This is a genomic window from Nocardioides sp. NPDC057767, assembly GCF_042798275.1.
In the GTDB taxonomy this organism is placed as follows: Bacteria; Actinomycetota; Actinomycetes; order Propionibacteriales; family Nocardioidaceae; genus Nocardioides.
On the sequence record NZ_JBHVKJ010000008.1, the window covers coordinates 30,092 to 48,082 of the forward strand.

The following is a 17,991-nucleotide window of genomic DNA, read 5'->3' on the forward strand; positions in this document are numbered from 1 at the left end:
GCCCGATCACCCCGCGATGTGGACCGACGGACCGCCCCAGATGGCGATGCCGAAGATCAGGTCGACGAACATGATGGCGATGAGGGCCGACCGCACGGCGCGGCCGACGGCACGGCCGACGCCGGCGGGTCCGCCCGCGGCCTTGAATCCGTGGTAGCAGCACACCGAGACCACGACCAGCGCCATGATCGTGACCTTCAACATGGACAGGAACAGGTCGCCGGGGATCAGGAAGGTGTCGAAGTAGTGCTGGTAGGTACCCGGTGCCTCGTCGTAGCCGACGGTCACCACGAGCCGGGTCGCCAGCCAGCACATCATCACCGCGATGGCGTACAGCGGGATGACCGCGATGAGCCCGGCCATGATCCGGGTGGTGACCAGGTAGGGCACCGGCGGCACCGCCATCACCTCGAGCGCATCGATCTCTTCTGAGACCCGCATCGCGCCGATCTGGGCGGTGAAGCCCGCGCCGACGGTCGCGGTGAGCGCGATCCCGGCGATGATCGGAGCCACCTCGCGGGTGTTGAAGTACGCCGAGAAGAATCCCGACAGCGCGGAGACGCCGATGTTGTCGAAGGAGGTGTACGCCTGCAGGCCGACCTCGATGCCCGACGCCGCGGTGAGAAACCCGATCACGAGAACGGTCCCGCCGATCAGTGCCAAGGCCCCGGTTCCCATCGCGACCTCGGCCAGGAGCCGGACGACTTCCTTGCGGTAGCGGTGGAAGGCATGAGGGACGTGGGAGTAGGCGCGTGCATGGAAGGCGAGCTGCTCGCCGAGCTCGCGGAGTGCTGATGCGTTGACCGCCATCTCAGGCTCCCAACTTGAACTGGAGGAACAGGGTGCTGATCACGCTGTTGGCGGCGAACAGAAGCATGAACGCGAACACGACTGTCTGGTTCACCGCTTCCCCGACGCCCTTGGGGCCGCCCTTGGCGTTGAGGCCCAGGTAGCAGGCAGTCAACCCGGCCAGCAGTCCGAAGATCGCGGCTTTCGCCTCAGCTGCGATGAAGTCTGACAAGCCCACGAGAAGGGTGAGGTCGTTGAGGTAGAGCCCTGGGGTCGCGCCCTGCAGCACCACCGAGAAGAAGTAGCCGCCGACCAGGCCGACGACGGTCACCAGTCCGTTGAGGGCGATGCCCACCAGGGTCGAGGCGGCCACGCGCGGCACGACGAGCCGGTGGATCGGGTCGATCCCGAGCGTGGTCATCGCGTCGATCTCCTCGCGGATCTTGCGGGAGCCCAGGTCCGCGCAGATCGCGGTCGCCCCGGCACCGGCGACGACCAGGACGCTGACGATCGGACCGATCTCACGGACGACGGCGACGGCGGCCCCGGCCCCGGCGAGGTCGACCGCGCCGATCTCGATCAGGAGCTGGTTGACCTGGAAGATGATGACGACGCAGAACGGGATCGCGACCAGGAGCGCGGGCCAGAACGAGACGGTCGTGATGAACCAGGCCTGGGAGACGAACTCGCGGAACTGGAAGCTGTGCGTGAACCCCTTGCGGAAGACCGAGACGACGAAAGCGTAGAAGTCGCCGAAGGACGCCAGAGCCTTGAAGAGGGCGTTCGACTGGAGCGCCTCGGCGGCGATCCGCTGACGCTCGGGCGTCATGCCGCGGGGACCGGACGGCTCCATCCGGTCTGTCTGGGTGGCCGTCATGAAGCGGCCCGACCGTTGATCTCGACCACCGGAAGCCGCAACGCGGCCGGCGCCTCGGCCGGCACCATCGGCTGCTTCGGGCCGACCGGCGCGATCCGCTCGTATGCGGCACCGAGCGGCGGGCGCAGGTCGGTCTCGCCCTTGTTCGGCCACAAGGACATGGCGCGCTCGGCCTGCGCGGTGATGGTCAGGCTCGGGTTCACGCCGAGGTTGGCGGAGATCGTCGAGCCGTCGGTGATGTGCAGCCCAGGGTGGCCGTGGACGCGGTGGTAGGGGTCGACGACGCCGCTCTCGGCGCTGTCCCCGATGACGCAGCCACCAAGGAAGTGGGCCGTCATCGGGATGTTGAAGATCTCGCCGATGCTCGAGAACGGCCGGCCGTCGATCTTCTCGCTGATGCTGCGGATCGCCTGGTTGGCGACCGGGATCCAGGTCGGGTTCGGCTCGCCGTGGCCCTGCTTCGAGGACAGCCGCAGCGCCCCGCGACCGAAGCGCCGCTTCTTGCCGAAGACGGTGATCGAGTTGTCGCTGGTCTGCATGACCAAGGCGATGACCGTACGCTCCGCCCAGGTGCGGATCCCCAGGTAGTGACCGAGGAACTGGACGGGGTGGCGCAGGATCTGGCCGATCCACTTCAGCGCCCTGGGCACCCGGCCGCCGCCGTCGGTCATGACGGTGGTGAGCAACCCCATGAACCCGGAGCCGGCGCCGTAGCGCACCGGCTCGATGTGGGTGTGGTCGTTGGGGTGGATCGAGCTGGTGATGGCGACGCCGCGGTTGAGGTCGCCGTCGATCCGGGCTCCGGGCCGCATGCTCGCGGTGCACAGCGCTTCGGAGTTCGTGCGGGTCAGCTCACCGAGCCGGTCCGAGAGGCCGGGTAGGAGCCCGCGCTGCTTCATGGTGTGCAGCAGCTCCTGCGTACCCCAGGTGCCGGCAGCGATGATGACCTGGTCGGCCGTGATCGTGTGCGCGGTGCGGCGGCGCGAGCCGCCCGACTCGTGAACCGCGATGCGGTAGCCGCAGTCGTACGGGGTGATGCTGTCGACGGTGGTGAGCTCCCGCACCTCGGCACCACCCCGCTCGGCGAGATGGAGGTAGTTCTTCAGCAGCGTGTTCTTCGCGTTGTGCCGACATCCGGTCATGCACTCGCCGCACTCCAGACAACCGGTGCGGTCGGGGCCGACCCCGCCGAAGTACGGGTCGGCGACCGTTACGCCCGGCTCCAACGTGTCACCGCGACCGAAGAAGACCCCGACCGGCGCGGGACCGTAGGTGTCGGCCACGCCGAGCTCGGCGGCGACCTCGCCCATGATCTCGTCGGGCCGGGTGGTCGTCGGGTTGGGCCGGACCCCGAGCATGCGTTTTGCCTGGTCGTAGTAGGGAGCCAGCTCGTCGCGCCAGTCGGTGATGTGGGACCACTGAGCGTCGCGGTAGAACGCGTCCGAGCGCGGCTCGTAGAGCGTGTTCGCGTACACCAGCGACCCACCGCCCACGCCGGCGCCGGCCAGCACGACCACGTCGCGGAGGAGCCGGATGCGCTGGATCCCGAAGCAGCCGATCCGAGGCGCGAACAGGAACCTCCGGGCATCCCAGGAGGTCGCCGCGAAGTCCTCGTCGCGGAACCGGCGACCGGCCTCGAGCACCAGCACCCGGTAGCCCTTCTCGACCAGTCGCAGAGCGGCGACCGAGCCGCCGAAGCCGGAGCCGACCACGACGACGTCGTAGACCTGTTCAGGGCTCGATGCGTTCACCGGAACATCACTTTCAGTCCTTTGGAAACGTGTCACCCGTCACATGACTGGGCTTGCGAAGTTCAACACCGGGCTCGCGGAGACCTCTTGTAGGCAGCACCAAATATGGGCGCCCGGACTGTGCAACACGACAACCGCTCCATGCCTTTCCGCAAACTAGGCCGTGCCGCAGCACTGACGCGATCACGACGTGGCCGGGGTCACAAATTGGGCTAGCCTGGCAAGCCAGCGCTACCCAATCCGGGAGGGATTTCAGTTGTCCATCGATGCTCTTCCCGCCGATTTCGCCACCTGGCTCCCCCGGTTCGTCGCCGACGAATTGCGCCCGGAGATGGTCGAACGGTGGGTCACCCGGACCAGCAGCGCGATCCGGCGCGAGTTGCCCGAACTCGCCTCGGCGCCGGATTTTTTCGCGCTCCTGGAGGACGCCGTCAGGGAGCACTGGCTTGCTTTCCTAGCGGCCTTCGGCCAACCCGATTTCCACGCCCACCTGCCTAAAGCGGGCAGTCAATTGGCTCGTGAGGTCGCCGGCCGTCAACTGCCGCTGGAGCTTCTGATCAAGATGTACAGAGTGGCTCAGCAGGAGTCATGGCACTACGTCACCGGCGTCGTCAACGCACTGCCGACCGACCAGATCGACCATGCTGCGCTGCTCATTTTCTTCTGGGGCCGCGCGAGCTCATGGATCGACGGAGCGATCACAGACTCCACCGAGATCTTCCATGCCGAGAGTTCCCGCCGCACCAAGGGCGTGGCGGCGAGGCAGTACGAAGTCGTGAAGGCCCTCTTGGCTAACGAGCCCACCGACCCCCGGCGCGCCTCGGCCGCTCTGGGCGGCTATCCGATGTCGGTGAGGCACACCGCCTTGATCCTGGAGACCGCCGACGCTTATGCCATCGACGGGCTCGAACGTATCGTCCACGAGGTAGCGAGCCTACTCGGCGGGAGTAGTCCTCTTGTAGTCCACCCCGGCGGCCGTCAACTGTGGGCCTGGATCGGCACGCGTGACCAGCCGGATCTAGGCGGTCTCGAGAACCTCGCCCCCGACCTGGTGAGCATCAGCGCAGCACTGTACGCCGGCACACCCGCCCCCGGCCAGGCGGGGTTCGTCAGCAGCCACGATGATGCCCGACGCACCCTTGAGGCCGCCACGAGTGGCGGTGGATCAGCAGCTGTCATGCGCTACGAGCAGATCGAGCTCCTTGCGCTGCTCGGCTGCAGTCCCGAGGTCGACCGGTTCGTCGATCGTGTGCTGGGGCCGCTGGGTTCATCCGATGAGCCGACGGCACGGATACGCGAAACGGTTCTAGCCTTCCTGTCACACGGTGGAAGCGTGGAGGACACAGCCGAGGAACTCTGCGTGCACCGCAACACCATCCGGTATCGGCTTGGCCGGGCGGAGGATCTACTGGACCGGCCGGTAGCCAAGACCGGGGACGAGCTCCGGCTGGCGATCCAGCACCGGGAGCTGTTTCATTCACCTGACAACCTGGCCTGAGCCGCCGCGATCCGAAGACCACCGCCGCCGACGCCAAGCACGACTCGCCCAATTGACCCTGATCGACTGCGAGACCATCATGACCCCAACCTTCACCCGGGCGTCCTAACCCAACTGTCACCATTACGTGCAGCAGTCCCGAAGGGCCTGATGTACCGGCCCGAGGTCCGGCTGCAGCTCAAACGCGTGTTCTTCCTCCCCGCGTTCGCCGCCCTGGAGGACCCAACCAGTCGGGCCTACTACGGACCGCTCTGTGACGCATCTAGGCATCGCAGTTGCTGGCGGGCGAAGTCGTCGCGTGACCGCTTGTGATCGTCACCACCCACGTGCAAGTCGAGCGACGGAGACAGACCGGTGCCGCGCCCGTCCGACAATTGCTCCAACATTCGGGCAAGCGTGTCGGCCAGCCGACGTGTTCCTGCGCTGACCGCTTCAGGCTCAAGTCCTTGCTCTCTGAGATCGGTAAGGTCCAGCGGACGACCGACGTTGATACTGACGGTCGTCCGCTTGAACAGCCTCGGGCGCCGGCTATAGGCGGGCAGGATCTCTTGAGCGCCTCGTTGCACCACCGGAATCAACGGTGCTCCTGACTCGAGTGCCAGCCGCACCGCTCCTGTCTTGAGATCCATCATGCGGCCGTCGGGGTCTCTCGTAATCGATCCTTCGGGATAGATGACAAGAAGCGCACCGCCGCGGAGAGATGTCAAGGCGGCGCCGAATCCGTCCGCGCCACGAGAACGGTCAACCTCCACATGCCCGGCGGCACGGAACCACCACCCCACGATGCGCTCGCCGAACAGACTGCTCTTGGCAAGGAATGCCGGAGTCCTTCCGTTCGCGAGCACCATCTCGGCAATGAGCAGCGGGTCAACATGGGAAACGTGGTTCACGGCGAGCACCACGCCGCCGCTGGATGGGATCTGTTCAACGCCATGCCAGTCCCGACGGCGCACCAAGACCAACGCCGGCTTGCAGACCAAGAACGCGATCCACCACGCCACGCCCCACCCAGGTAGAAACGCAGGTAACCTCACTGGACCTCCACCGATGGCTGGCTGTGCACGTAGGACACCGCTACTGAACTGGGCACGTTGCTCGGACCTCTCGGATCTCTCATCTGCAGGTCGCATTCGCCGGGGCTCATTCCTTGTCCAGCGTTCGCGGCGAAATGTTCAGCACCGACGACCACGAAGGTGGCCTCGGCGGATCCGACCCCCCGTCCATTGTCGTCCCGCGCCTCGGCGTGGAGCAGCAGCCGTCGTCCTTCCCGTTGGGCCACGTTGGCGCAGAAGGTGTACGGCTGGCGCAACCGGAACGGTGCTCGGTACTCGACGGTAAGGCTGCGAGTGACGGCGAGCGATCCGACCGTGTAGAGCACGAACCCAAACAAGTCGTCGAACGCGAGTGCGACCGCTCCTCCATGCGCGATACCTGGGGCTCCTACATGCGCCTCGTCGAAGCAGTGGACTGCTTCGACTCCCGACGCGGTGCGGACCGCACGCAGATGCAGGCCGGCCGGATTATCCGGCCCGCATCCGGCGCAATCCGGCGAGTGCGGGGGCAGCGTCTGGCCGATCCCCACCGGGCGCTGACCGGCGAGGTGCGCCGCCCAGCGAGAGATCACTCCCCCCTCGCGGGATACGTCGCCTTCGCTACCGCCAACGGGCGTCATCTGGTTGCTGTGCTTCCCAATCGCCGTCATCCGTGTCACTTCTCTATTCGTCGGGCTTCGAGTTGTCCGAGTGAAGCGATACTTCTCAGACTTCGATGACGGCCAGTTCGCCGTCGGCATGCAGTGCGCGTAGGCGCTTCTTGTCGAATTTCCCGACCGACGTCTTCGGTACCTCGGCGACGAAGCTCCAGCGCTCCGGCAGCCACCACCTGGCAACCTTGTCCTCGAGGAAGTCACGAAGCTGGGCCGGTGTGAGTTCCCTGCCCTCGCGTACGGCGATGACGGCCAGTGGCCGCTCCTGCCACTTCGCGTCCGGAACCCCCACCACGGAGGCTTCCAGAACGTCGGGGTGACCGGCGAGGTGCAACTCAAGCTCAACCGAAGAGATCCACTCCCCTCCGGACTTGATCACGTCCTTGGTGCGGTCGGTCAACGTGACGAAGCTGCGTGAGTTGATGCGCCCGACGTCGCCGGTGCGCAACCACCCGTCGTGGAACCTCTCTCCGTCGTCCTCCTCCCGGTAGTAGGCGCCGCTGATCCAGGGCCCGCGCACCTGCAACTCCCCCACCGCCGCGCCATCGTTGGGCAGCACTCGGCCCGCATCGTCGACGATCCTCAATTCCACTCCAGCGACCGGACGCCCCTGGGTGGCACGCAGTTGCCACTGCTCGGACGGGTCGAGCGATGCGGGCGGACGGGCGACGGCGGCCAGCGGAGAGGTCTCAGTCATCCCCCATGCTTGGACGATCTGCACGCCGTACTTCTCTTGGAATGTCTTCATGAGGTGCAGGGGCACCGCAGAGCCACCGCAGGCGACAAGACCGAGCGAGGACACATCGTGGCTTGGGTTGGACTCCAGAAAGTTCAAGACGTCGTTCCAGATCGTCGGGACTGCTCCGGCGATCGTGGGTCGCTCAGCACCGATCAGGCGCACGAGCGGTTCGGCCTGTAGGAAACGCTCGGGCATGAGTAGGTCGGCACCGGCCATGAAGGCGGAATAGACCAGGCCCCAAGCGTTGGCGTGGAACATGGGCACGATCGCGAGGATGCGGTCACCGGCGCCGATACCGAGGCCGTCTGCGAGACAGGCGGCCATGGAGTGCAGGTAGGTCGACCGGTGACTGTAGGCGACTCCTTTGGGATTGCCGGTGGTCCCGGACGTGTAGCACATGGCCGCCGCCGTGCCTTCATCGAGCTCGGGCCAGTCGAAGGCCTCGGGCTGACCCGAGATGAAATCCTCGTATCTCACGACCGTGACGTCCTTGCTGCGTAGCGGAGTGAGATCGACGTCGCCCGTCACCACGACGGTGTGCACGCTGGTGATCTGCGGTAACACCGGAGCCAGGAGGGGTACGAGACTGCCATCGGCGATGATCACTCGATCTTCGGCGTGGTTGCCGATGTAGGTGATCTGCTCCGCGGCGAGGCGCAAGTTCAGGGTGTGGAGCACCGCGCCCATCGAGGGCACCGCCAAGTACGCCTCCACGTGTTCTTGGTTGTTCCACATGAAGGTGGCGACCCGATCATCGCCAGTGATTCCGCAGCCTCGCAACGCGTGAGCCAACTGCGCAGCCCTACGGCCGACCTCGGCGAAGGTGCCGACCTTTACGGTTCCATCGGGTTGCAGCGTCCGCACCGTTGCAGACCCGTGCACGCCTGCGCCGTGACGCATGATTGCTGTGGTCGTCAACGGGACGTTCATCATCGTGCTCTGCATAAGGTTCCTTCACTCGTGTGTGGATCCGCACGGACAGTTGTTCCGAGATAGCCGACCTTCGAACGTCAATGGCGATGATCAGCCATCTGCCGCCGCCAAGGAGGTTGCGGCAGACTCCAGGGACTCGACGAGACGCAACTCCAACTCCGGTAGCCGGCTGGCTATCAGGACCACGTCGTCAATCCGCGAACGTGGGTGGGTGTCGCGCTTGACCGCAGCGCGGGCGGCTTCTGTCCAGCCCTGTGCGCAACGGGCAGCTTCGGTCGCAGCCTCAGCGGTCGCCTGGTCGCCGGTCAGACGTGCGACTTCTGCGCAGCCATCTGCGAGCAGTCGCCGAAAGAGCCCGCCGCCGGTGCCTGCCTTCTCGATGAAGGCACCCAGGCTGAACAACAAGAGTCCGAGTTCGTCGTCGGGAAGTTCCGCCCAGGTCGCGATGTCGTCAGCGAACAGAGCAACCGCCTTCAGGCCTTCGGCACCGACCGCGGCTGTGGCGGGGCCGGCAATGCTGTGTTGTGACGGATCGCGCATGTTGCCGGCACACTGGATGAACGCGCCCGCGGCGGCTTCCTCGATGGCGGGCAGGGACGGCGGCCAGGTGATGCGGTACGTGCAGTGACGCGTGGGTTGTGGGAATGCCGTTGAGGACCGTGCCCGGGCCAAGGCGTCCAAAGGCACCTTCTGCACCTCGGCGCGGTCGTTGTCCACGACGTAGGCGAGTTGTTCGTCTTCGTCGTAGCCGATGACGACGATGTCGTGACGGCTCATCTGCAGCTGGACACGGAGGTACGGAAGTTCGGCGATGTCTCCCCAAATCAGGCTGGGTCGACCGGCGTCGAGTTCGTTACGGACCCACGACCATCCCTCGGCGGGATCGTCGGTGGTAAGGACCTGCACGACACCGCCCAGTCGCGTCGGTAGATCGATTTCGAAGTCAGCACCTCGCCCCACCAGGTACAGCGGGGGGAAGAGTTCGCTCGACCGGAGGAACGAGAGCCCTAGAGCGCCGCCGAGCGTGAAGACCAGGCCCTCATTGGGCGGTCCATCCCATCCCAGACCGTGCCAGTGCAGCAGATCGCGCATCGCACCGGAGCCGCAGTGTCCCCCCAGTCGATGGGGGTAGTCCTGGATGAAGGCATTGACGGGCATGTGGCGTCCTTCTCTTTGTGCTCTTCGTGCCGAATGGTTCTGGAGTTGGGGGTCAGTTGTTCCGAATGCGGTCGAGGTACGTCTGGCGGGCGACCATGTCGACGTCGTCGAGGAAGACCGAGTCCGTGCCCAGGACAGAGCCGAGCGCGGACGCCACCCGTCCGGGCACGAACTTCATCGCTGCGACCATGCCGCCGGCGAGGCGAGTGACCCGTACGAAGGGACGGGGATGCTCGATCAGCTCGGCTGTCGCGCGAGCAATCTCTTCGGGTTCGGCGTTGCGCAGCCCCTTGGCTCCGGCCGTGCCGGCGACGAGCTCGGTGTTGGTGAATGTCGGTCGCACGGTGGACAGTTGGATCCCGGACTTGCGGTACTCCTGCCGTGCTGCCTCGGTGAATCCGATGACTGCGAACTTGGTGGCGCAGTAGGTAGCCAGGCCAGGCACGGGCAGTTCCCCGGCCAGCGATGCGGTGTTGATGATGTGTCCGGCCCGCCGCGGCAGCATCCGCTGGAGGGCGAGCTTGGTCCCGAAGATCACTCCGAGGAGGTTGATCTCCACCTGTCGCCGGGTGACGGCGTCGTCCTCCTCGTGAGCGTGTCCGGTGGGCATGATGCCCGCGTTGTTGACCAGCACATCGAGGGGGCCAAGCTGTTCCTCGACCATGTCGAGGAACGCCCGGAACGAGTCGGGGTGGGTGACGTCGAGATGGCCCACAACAGAGATACCGAGCTCGTCCGCCGCTTTCTTGATACGGGCCTCGTCGATGTCGCCGATGGCAACGCGGTGGCCGCGTTCGGTCAGTTCCTTCGCCGTCTGGTAGCCGATGCCACGGGCTCCTCCAGTGATCGCGATCGTCTTGGCGGGGAAGGAAGTGGCGTGCGTCATCTGCGGTGCTCCTTGTTCTGGCCGAGGCGTTGACTCAGGCCGCGTCCGGCTGCTGCGCGCAGCATCTTCGCGGCGATGGCCGTACGCCAGGCGGAGTACGGGTACCACGTGAGCTCTCTTGCCCGGACTGGAAGTCGTGGCTCGGTGACCGCGCGGACGCGGCAGTACTTGTGCAGCCCGTCGGCTCCTCCGAGCCGGGCGCCCATCCCGGAGGCCTTCCAGCCACTGTGAGGCAACGTCATCGCGAAGAGGTTGCTGAAGACATCGTTGATGTTGACCGCGCCGACCTCCAGGCGCCGTGCAACACGGCGGGCGCGAGCACGATCACGAGTCCACACGGTCGCCGACAATCCGTACGTCGAGTCGTTGGCCAGTCGGATGGCCTCTTCTTCGTCGGCGACGCACATCACCGGGATCGTGGGTCCGAAGGTCTCCTCGGTCATGCAGGACATCGTGTGATCCACGTCGACAAGGACCGTTGGCGTGTAGTAGTTCCCGGCCGCACCCCGCTTGCCGCCGGCCACTACCTTCGCTCCCGCGGCCACCGCCTCGCTGACGTGGCGATCCGCGATGTCAACTTGTCTCGCGGTGACCATCGCACCAACATCGTTGCCGGCATCCGCCCCCTGGGTCAGGGACTGCACGCGCTGTGTCAGGCGGGCCACGAATTCCTCGTAGACCGCAGCAACGACATACACGCGTTCGACGGAGATGCAGACTTGCCCTGCGTTGAAAAGGCCACCCCAGGCGACGCCCTCGACCGCTCGAGCGAGATCGGCGTCCTCCAGCACGATCGCCGGATCCTTGCCGCCCAGCTCCAGACTCACCGGTTTCAACTGCTCAGCACAGCGGAGGGCGACCTGGCGCCCTGTCGCTGTCGAGCCCGTGAACTGGACGAAGTCGGCGGCATCCACCACTGCGGCACCAGTGTCGCCGGCTCCTGTGACATGTGCGAGAACGGGTGGCGCGCCGATCTCGCGCCAGCCGTCGATGACCCGCGCGCAGGTCAGCGGTGTCTCTTCTGAGGGCTTCGCCAGTACCGCGCAACCGGCAGCCAGTGCGGGGGCTGCGTCCATGAGGAACAGGGTGATCGGGAAGTTCCACGGGGTGATCAGACCGACGAGTGGGTAGGGCTGGTAGGTCTTGGACAGTCGTTTCGGCAGGCTGAGTAGACCCGCGGTCTTGACCCGTTCGTCGGCGAGGAACTCCTCGGCATGGTCGGCGTAGTAGGTGATGAACTCGCACGAGGCGGTCGTCTCTACGAGCGCGTCCGGACGAACCTTGCCTGTCTCGGCCTGCAGCAGGTCGGTGAGCTCATCGGAGTGCGTGAGGATCCAGTCGCGCCAGAGGCGCAGCCACTTGGAGCGCTGCCGCGGACCAGCCTCGGCCCATGCACGTTGGGCCAGCCGGAGCTGCGTGGCGCGGCGGTTCACAGCGTCACGGTCGTCAACGGACACGGTTCCCACCAGCTGACCGTCGGACGGGTTGCGCACCTCGAGTGCGCTATTTGAGGTCGTTGTGGTGGTCATTGATCCTCCTGAGGCGAAGTGGACCGGCGTGAGGATCCACCGGGTTTGACCTGGCTGGCGGGCTTTGCGGTGAAGGCGTCGTCGATCGCCTGCGGCGAGGCCTCGACCATCGATCCATAGGTGTTCCGAAGCTCGGTCAGGATCGCGGCCAGGGGAAGGTCGTCATAGACGCCGCGCTCGCGGACGTACTCCATGTGCTGGGTTCCGTCCCCAGTGAAAGCGTGCATGAGCGCGTCGTGCTCGCCGTCGAATTCCACAGGTGGAACGCCGAAACGAGCGCATAGTTCGACGTTGAATGCCGGGGTGGCCTTGAGCCATCTCCCGTCGATGTGGAGACTGCTGTATCCGTGATAGACGAACAGGTCGGTGCCGCCCATGAGCTTTCGCAGTGATTCGGTCTGCAGATGGTTGCGCACATCAGCGAACCCCAACCGCGCTGGAATTCCCGCTGCACGGCACACTGCGGTCAAGAGGACCGCTTTCGGGACGCAATAGGCACGGCCCGCTTGGAGGACGAAACTCGCGCGGTAGTTGGCGGGGTCGGCCGAAACGGTGTAGGGGTCGTACCAGACTTGGTCCCGGACGGCAGCGAAGAGGCGCCTCGCCTTTTCCCTGTCGCCGGACGCGTCACCAACGGTGGCCTCGGTGAAGGCGCGGATGTCTTCGTGCTCGATGTCGAGGAACTCAGTCGCCTCAAGGAACGACGCCGGACTGCAGCTCATCCTCGCTCCAAGGTCATCGGATACTCGTCCGCGAGAACCGGTAGCGAGGCGTTGTCCCATCGCTTGTTCTTGGCCCGGGTGAGACTGGTCCGAATCGGGAGCAGTCCATGACGTGGCCAAGAGACGGGAGCCTGACAGTTTCCTGAACCGACTTGAGACCGGAGCCTGCCCGAACTGGTGCGAGGTCGCGGACTGGCAACTGGTCTCGGACCGCGCGCAGGGCTCTGTCTGCCCGAACGCGATAGGCAGGTCGTCATTGAATGTCCTCTCGACGATAGGTCCACTCTTCGTTGCCATGGGATTCGCGGTTGGCCCGGAGCCCTCCGCTCCAGCACGCCCGGCTCGCGACGAGCCCGGATCGCACGGCATTACGCACCCGCGTCACTCACAGCCGAAGTCAGCTCGGCTCGCCCAACGCCCCGAGACGCCTGCGTCAGAAGCCGCTTGCTGACGACGAAGTCACGGGGACGGTTGACACAATCCGCAGCGATTAGCTCGCCTTGACGAAGGTAGAAGCAGGTGAAGTCACGGTCCAGTTTCGGGTCACCGCTGAGGACGACTTCGTCGAACCCGGTGTTGAGCCCAGCGATCTGGAGCTTGACGTCGTACTGATCCGACCAGAACCATGGAAGAGCAGCGATCTCCTTGGACTTTCCAGAGATCGTCGCTGCGGCCACTTTGGCCTGCTCCCCCGCGCTTGGAACGCATTCCAGGCGGACCCGACCGCCGTAGGAGGCCATGTATCGACTCGTGCAGTCACCGGCCGCAACGATGTTCCGGTCACTTGTCCGAGCACGGTCGTCAATCACAATACCGTTGTCGACCTCCAAGCCGGCTGATGCGGCGAGCTCGGTGTTCGGCTCGACACCGATGCCAACGATCACGAGGTCTGCAGGGACGGCCTCGCCATTGGACAGGAGCACTTCGCGGACCTTGGTTTCACCGGTGAAGGCCTCGACGAGGGCTCCGGTTCGAATGCTCACACCCTCCTCTTGGTGGACCCGTTGGAAGAACGCTGAGACCTCGGGAGCGGTGACTCTTTCGAGAACACGCTCGGTCGCCTCGAGCACGGTGACGTCCAGCCCCAAGGCGCGCAGCGAGGCTGCCACCTCGAGCCCTATGTACCCCCCGCCAACGATCACGGCCACGCTTCCTGGTTGGGCGGCTGCTCGGATCAGGTCCACGTCCATGGCGGTGCGCAGGTAGCAAACACCGGAAAGATGGGCACCTGGGACGAGCAACCGTCGCGGACGCGCGCCGGTGCACAACGCGAGATGGTCGTAGGCCAGCGACTGGCCGCTGCTCAGCGTCAGGTGGCCAGCAGAGCGGTCGATCGCCTCGACCCTCGCATCGAGAAGGCTAATCTTCCGCTTGTCGTAGAACTCCGCACTGCGAATTTCCAGCTCTTCGAAGGCGCTCTTCCCAGCCAGATAGGCCTTCGACAGTGGTGGGCGTTGATAGGGCACTGGCGACTCATCGCCCACCAGGACAATCTCGCCGTCCCAGCCTTCCTGGCGCAGGCTGGCCGCGAGTTGCGCGCCGGCATGGCTTGCTCCGACAATCACCGTTCTCAGTGCGGTCATGCGCTGCTTTTTGGGGTCAGTCGGACCATCAATTTGCTGATACCCCGCACGAAGTTGGACTGCACGTATTCCGGCTCACCCACGACTTCGATGTTCTCGAAGCGCGGGAGCAGCTCCTCCCAGAGAATGCGCAGTTGCAACTCGGCCAGCCGGTTGCCCATGCAACGGTGGACACCGAATCCGAAGGCGATATGGTTGCGTGCGTTTGGCCGGTCGATGATCAGCTCATCTGGCCGATCGAACACCGTCTCGTCGCGATTACCAGACGCGTACCACATGACGACTTTGTCGCCCTTGCGGATGAACTGGCCGTTCAGGATGGTATCGGTCTTCGCGACCCTGCGCATGTAGGCGAGCGGCGTCTGCCAGCGGATGATCTCCGACACCATGTTGGGGATCAGGTCGGGGTTGGCCTTTAGCTTCTCGAACTGGTCCGGGAACTGGTTGAGCGCTAGAACCCCGCCACTCATCGAGTTCCGGGTGGTGTCGTTGCCGCCGACGATCAACAGCACCAGGTTCCCGAGGAACTCCATGGGGCGGTCGATCAGATCCTTGGTGTTGTCGTCACTCTGCAGCATGGTGATCAGATCGAAGCCGGGTTCCTCCCCGGCAGCAGTCCTGGCCGCCTTGTCATGCCAGAGCGCGCTGAGACCTCGCGCCATGTCGCGCATTCCATGGAAGACTTCGTCGTTGTCCGAGGGGCCACCGTTGGCCTGCTCCATCGACGACGCAAGGTCTGACCAGTAGGTGAGCTTTTGACGCTGCTCGTACGGGAAGTCCAGCAAGGTGGCGAGCATGCGGCCCGTCAGCTCGATTGATACTCGCTGCACCCAGTTGAAGGGCTCACCCACAGGAAGATCGTCCAGCACCTCGCGGACACGTGTCCTGATGAGGCCCTCCATCTCGCGCAGGTTCTTCGGCGCGACAACGCCTTGGACCGCCTGTCGCTGCAGGTCGTGACGCGGAGGATCCATCGCGATGAACATCTCGATGTCGAGGAATCGAGGTGGAACACCGATGACGATCAAAGGTTCGGCCGAGAAGACTTCATGGTTCTTGTCAACGGCGATGATGTCGGCGTGACGAGTGACCGACCAGAACGGGCCGAACGGGCTGTTGGGCTGATAATGGATCGGGGCCTCGTTGCGCAGGCGCTCGAAGTAGGATTGCCATCGACCCTGCCGATACAGGAAGGGATTGCTGACGTCGATGTCCGCGAGCTCCACCTCGTCGACCGGCGGGATAGGACGTTCTACGAACATCCTGTCGCCGTTCGCACCTCTCACCCATCTCATGGTCTTGTCGTAGAGATGCGCGCCCTGAATCTGGCGCTCCATCGGGATGGAGGATTGAACTTTGGCCGTGATTGCCTCAGGAATCTTCATCATTTCAACCCGTTCTCGTCGTCACATCTGAAATTCGGGAAGCCGGACGCTCAGCCCGTCCCACACGTCGGAGACCACCATCTGGCAAGACAGCCGGGAGGTCGGTTCACGCTCAGGGTTCATCGCGAGCATCTCCTCCTCATCGGCGCCGGGCGGCCCGACACATTCGGACCACTGCGGATCAACGATGACGTGACAGGTCCCGCACGCAGCTTCTCCACCGCAGTCACCGTCGATGCCAGGCACCGCGTTGTTCGTCGCGACCTGCATCAACGACTGCCCTTCCTCAACGGGCACCGCGTGCGTCTTCCCGTCGTGTGACACAAACCTAACCACTGTCATGATCAACTCTCCTGGTGCTGTTGTGGGCCGCAAAGCCTTGGACAAACTCTTGTCGCGGATGCGCCCTGTGGCTATGGTCACACGAGTCAGAAAGTTGTGATTTCGGCTCAAGGAGTGTCTTTGAACGGCAGCGACGCGGGCGTGCCCTACACGGCTTTCGCACAGCTGCTCGAGAGCCAAACTCTCGACGCAGAGGCAGCCGCACGGTTCCGCGCCATCATGGTTCGCGAGGGAGCCGACGAGACGACCCTGCTGCAACTCGGCGGCCAGGCACCGGCTCGATGGTTCCGGGAGGTGTACCCCAACCTGGACGCCGATCAAGCGACCCACCTCGGCCATGCGTTCGCAGATCAGGCCCAGCTGACCTCATTCGGCCCATTGAGTCTTCCCTTGATCAGTGCGGGCTCGGTCGCTGAGGTCATGGAACTGCTCACGTATCTTCCCTTGATTACGACGGCCGTCAGTACGCGGTTCCATCCGAATGACGACGGCCTTGCGGTCGGGCTCACAGGTCAGACGGGCGATCCGGACCTGGACTGCCTGGTCGTCACCTACTGTGGTTCCGCGCTCCTGCGGTTGATCCGAATGCTCGCTGGCGACGTGTCAACCGTCAGGCTGCACACCAGTTGGCCGGCGCCCGCCTCCACGACCCAGCATGAGGACGCGCTGGGAAGACACCTGGTTTTCAACGCGCCCATGACGTTCCTGTATGTGCCCACGGAGGTCCTGAACGAGGTCTGCCGGTTCTCCGACCCCGTTGCATACCGACACGCGATCGCCGATCTGTCGAAATCCCTTGAGCACCGGATCGGACCGGCGTCATACGCGACCAAGGTAAGACTGTCGATAGAAGAGGGCCCCGGACTAAAAACCTGTCAGTCGGTCGCAAACGAACTGTCAATCTCGACCAGCACTCTCAAGCGACGTCTCCTCAACGAGGGCACCACGTTCCGAGAGATACTCGAATCGTCGTTGCTGGAGCGGGCCTCGCTAAAGCTGCTCGACCGATCCTTGTCGGTCAGCGAGATAGCTGTTGAACTCGGTTTCAGCGACCTGACCAACTTCTCACATGCCTTCAAGCGATGGACTGGCCAGTCTCCAAGCCACTTCCGACAAGAATGCCTGAGGTGGTGACGGTTCCGCACTGAATCACCAGACCTGATGCAGCCGCAGTCCGCCGGTTCCGCAGAGCCAGGTGGTCTAGGTGGGCTCCTGCATGGCAGCACAGGCATTGAGACCTCGGCGAGCGACCCAATCTTGGGGTGTCCTCTCAGCGGGCACATCAACTAGTCCCAGGTCGGGTCAGACTGAGCGGTGGGGGCGGCAGGGAGCCGAGGAACGAGGTCGTGATCGCGCTACCCCCGGGCATGCACTCAGAGGCCATCTCACCATCAGGCCTGAGCGTCAGTCGCGCTAGCAGGGCAATCAGTGGTGCGTGGTTCCTTTTGGCCGCCAAGCCCTTGCATCAGAACGCCGAGAACTCGTTTCGCAACCTGTTCTGCAGAGGGGCGGCTGTCTTCAACTGCGTGATACAGACCGGCGACTGTGATGGCCCCAAAGATCGCCAGGGATGCCTCTTCTGGGTGGGGCTGCACGTGTAGCGATCCGTCGGCGGCGCCTTCGGCAAGGAGTTGTTCGATGGGACGGCGGAATGCTTCTTGGAGGGCGTGAGCGAGCGCAGGAAGTCTGGTGGCTCGGCCGAGGTCACCAACGAGCGCCCGACATGCGGCGGGCTGGTCGAGCATCACGGCGATCTGGGCTTGGACCGCAGCTTCGAGGCGGACGCGGGCGCTTCCGGTGGCCCCAACAGCTGCCGCTACCTCGCCAGCAATTGCCTCGAGCATGTCGGTGAGGAGGAAGGCGAGGATCTCATCCTTACCGGTGAAGTAGTAATAGAGGGTTGCGCGAGGGATGCCGGAGGCAGCCGCGATTTCGTCCATCTTGGCCTCGGCGACTCCGCGCTCGGCGATCAGTTCCGCGGCTCCGTAGAGCTTGCTTGCGATGGAGGCAGGCAGTTGCCGCATCTCCACACACCTTTCCGGACGAGTGACACTGCGTATTCGGAGGGTATCGACAGCAGCCTCAGCCTATGTT

General features: G+C 64.6%; 16 protein-coding genes. 2 read left to right on the forward strand and 14 right to left on the reverse strand.

From position 1 onward, the window contains the following. Positions 1-6: 6 nt before the first annotated feature. From ACFVDI_RS06195 to ACFVDI_RS06205, 3 genes are read right to left on the reverse strand one after another with little or no spacing between them, the layout of a single operon-like run. Positions 7-810, reverse strand: coding sequence for an ABC transporter permease (locus ACFVDI_RS06195; RefSeq protein WP_008362695.1), 804 nt, complete (start codon positions 808-810; stop codon positions 7-9). A 1-nt stretch (position 811) separates the two neighbouring features. Beyond that, positions 812-1,618 (reverse strand): ABC transporter permease, encoded by an 807-nt coding sequence (locus ACFVDI_RS06200; protein ID WP_141782921.1) that lies wholly within the window; start codon positions 1,616-1,618, stop codon positions 812-814. Between the two features lie 44 nt (positions 1,619-1,662). Further along, positions 1,663-3,417: a GMC family oxidoreductase gene (locus ACFVDI_RS06205; RefSeq protein ID WP_008362697.1), complete on the reverse strand. Its 1,755-nt coding sequence runs from the start codon at positions 3,415-3,417 to the stop codon at positions 1,663-1,665. 256 nt (positions 3,418-3,673) lie between these two features. Here ACFVDI_RS06205 and ACFVDI_RS06210 point away from each other — a divergent pair, with 256 nt between their 5' ends. Then, positions 3,674-4,915, forward strand: a complete 1,242-nt coding sequence (locus tag ACFVDI_RS06210) for a CdaR family transcriptional regulator (RefSeq protein WP_008362698.1) — start codon at positions 3,674-3,676, stop codon at positions 4,913-4,915. A 239-nt stretch (positions 4,916-5,154) separates the two neighbouring features. Here ACFVDI_RS06210 and ACFVDI_RS06215 read toward each other — a convergent pair whose 3' ends face one another. From ACFVDI_RS06215 to ACFVDI_RS06260, 10 genes are all read right to left on the reverse strand, one after another. Continuing rightward, complete coding sequence (locus tag ACFVDI_RS06215; RefSeq protein WP_008362699.1) at positions 5,155-5,916, reverse strand: 1-acyl-sn-glycerol-3-phosphate acyltransferase; 762 nt, start codon at positions 5,914-5,916, stop codon at positions 5,155-5,157. 29 nt (positions 5,917-5,945) lie between these two features. Then, positions 5,946-6,617, reverse strand: a complete 672-nt coding sequence (locus tag ACFVDI_RS06220) for a PaaI family thioesterase (protein ID WP_008362700.1) — start codon at positions 6,615-6,617, stop codon at positions 5,946-5,948. 55 nt (positions 6,618-6,672) lie between these two features. Continuing rightward, positions 6,673-8,304, reverse strand: a complete 1,632-nt coding sequence (locus ACFVDI_RS06225; protein ID WP_008362701.1) for a long-chain fatty acid--CoA ligase — start codon at positions 8,302-8,304, stop codon at positions 6,673-6,675. A 78-nt stretch (positions 8,305-8,382) separates the two neighbouring features. Then, positions 8,383-9,450 carry a BtrH N-terminal domain-containing protein gene (locus tag ACFVDI_RS06230; protein ID WP_008362703.1) on the reverse strand — a complete coding sequence of 356 codons (1,068 nt, stop codon included), beginning with the start codon at positions 9,448-9,450 and terminating at the stop codon, positions 8,383-8,385. Between the two features lie 52 nt (positions 9,451-9,502). Further along, a complete protein-coding gene (locus ACFVDI_RS06235) occupies positions 9,503-10,336 on the reverse strand; it encodes an SDR family oxidoreductase (RefSeq protein ID WP_008362705.1) in 834 nt (277 codons plus the stop codon). Next, a complete protein-coding gene (locus ACFVDI_RS06240) occupies positions 10,333-11,865 on the reverse strand; it encodes an aldehyde dehydrogenase family protein (protein ID WP_008362707.1) in 1,533 nt (510 codons plus the stop codon). The genes ACFVDI_RS06235 and ACFVDI_RS06240 overlap by 4 nt, the downstream gene beginning before the upstream one ends. Then, the gene (locus tag ACFVDI_RS06245) at positions 11,862-12,587 is read right to left on the reverse strand and encodes a transglutaminase family protein (protein ID WP_008362709.1); all 726 of its coding nucleotides are present in this window, start codon (positions 12,585-12,587) and stop codon (positions 11,862-11,864) included. The genes ACFVDI_RS06240 and ACFVDI_RS06245 overlap by 4 nt, the downstream gene beginning before the upstream one ends. Positions 12,588-12,955: 368 nt before the next feature. Beyond that, on the reverse strand, positions 12,956-14,170 hold the full coding sequence (locus ACFVDI_RS06250; protein ID WP_040756905.1) for an NAD(P)/FAD-dependent oxidoreductase: 1,215 nt from the start codon (positions 14,168-14,170) through the stop codon (positions 12,956-12,958). Then, positions 14,167-15,555, reverse strand: coding sequence for a cytochrome P450 (locus tag ACFVDI_RS06255; RefSeq protein WP_040756998.1), 1,389 nt, complete (start codon positions 15,553-15,555; stop codon positions 14,167-14,169). The genes ACFVDI_RS06250 and ACFVDI_RS06255 overlap by 4 nt, the downstream gene beginning before the upstream one ends. A gap of 21 nt (positions 15,556-15,576) precedes the next feature. After that, positions 15,577-15,897, reverse strand: coding sequence for a 2Fe-2S iron-sulfur cluster-binding protein (locus ACFVDI_RS06260; protein ID WP_040756907.1), 321 nt, complete (start codon positions 15,895-15,897; stop codon positions 15,577-15,579). Between the two features lie 114 nt (positions 15,898-16,011). Between ACFVDI_RS06260 and ACFVDI_RS06265 the strand changes: the two genes are divergently transcribed. After that, positions 16,012-17,031 carry a helix-turn-helix domain-containing protein gene (locus ACFVDI_RS06265; protein WP_378878377.1) on the forward strand — a complete coding sequence of 340 codons (1,020 nt, stop codon included), beginning with the start codon at positions 16,012-16,014 and terminating at the stop codon, positions 17,029-17,031. A 257-nt stretch (positions 17,032-17,288) separates the two neighbouring features. Here ACFVDI_RS06265 and ACFVDI_RS06270 read toward each other — a convergent pair whose 3' ends face one another. Next, a complete protein-coding gene (locus ACFVDI_RS06270; RefSeq protein ID WP_008362719.1) occupies positions 17,289-17,921 on the reverse strand; it encodes a TetR/AcrR family transcriptional regulator in 633 nt (210 codons plus the stop codon). Positions 17,922-17,991 lie beyond the last annotated feature (70 nt).

What these genes read in the sequence shown, in the direction of transcription:
- ACFVDI_RS06225 (WP_008362701.1), bottom strand. Translation starts at nt 8,304, where the DNA reads ATGCAGAGCACGATGATGAACGTCCCGTTGACGACCACAGCAATCATG.
- ACFVDI_RS06200 (WP_141782921.1), bottom strand. Translation starts at nt 1,618, where the DNA reads ATGACGCCCGAGCGTCAGCGGATCGCCGCCGAGGCGCTCCAGTCGAAC.
- ACFVDI_RS06240 (WP_008362707.1), bottom strand. Translation starts at nt 11,865, where the DNA reads ATGACCACCACAACGACCTCAAATAGCGCACTCGAGGTGCGCAACCCG.
- ACFVDI_RS06195 (WP_008362695.1), bottom strand. Translation starts at nt 810, where the DNA reads ATGGCGGTCAACGCATCAGCACTCCGCGAGCTCGGCGAGCAGCTCGCC.
- ACFVDI_RS06230 (WP_008362703.1), bottom strand. Translation starts at nt 9,450, where the DNA reads ATGCCCGTCAATGCCTTCATCCAGGACTACCCCCATCGACTGGGGGGA.
- ACFVDI_RS06250 (WP_040756905.1), bottom strand. Translation starts at nt 14,170, where the DNA reads ATGACCGCACTGAGAACGGTGATTGTCGGAGCAAGCCATGCCGGCGCG.
- ACFVDI_RS06235 (WP_008362705.1), bottom strand. Translation starts at nt 10,336, where the DNA reads ATGACGCACGCCACTTCCTTCCCCGCCAAGACGATCGCGATCACTGGA.
- ACFVDI_RS06220 (WP_008362700.1), bottom strand. Translation starts at nt 6,617, where the DNA reads ATGACGGCGATTGGGAAGCACAGCAACCAGATGACGCCCGTTGGCGGT.
- ACFVDI_RS06260 (WP_040756907.1), bottom strand. Translation starts at nt 15,897, where the DNA reads ATGACAGTGGTTAGGTTTGTGTCACACGACGGGAAGACGCACGCGGTG.
- ACFVDI_RS06270 (WP_008362719.1), bottom strand. Translation starts at nt 17,921, where the DNA reads ATGCGGCAACTGCCTGCCTCCATCGCAAGCAAGCTCTACGGAGCCGCG.
- ACFVDI_RS06245 (WP_008362709.1), bottom strand. Translation starts at nt 12,587, where the DNA reads ATGAGCTGCAGTCCGGCGTCGTTCCTTGAGGCGACTGAGTTCCTCGAC.
- ACFVDI_RS06255 (WP_040756998.1), bottom strand. Translation starts at nt 15,555, where the DNA reads ATGAAGATTCCTGAGGCAATCACGGCCAAAGTTCAATCCTCCATCCCG.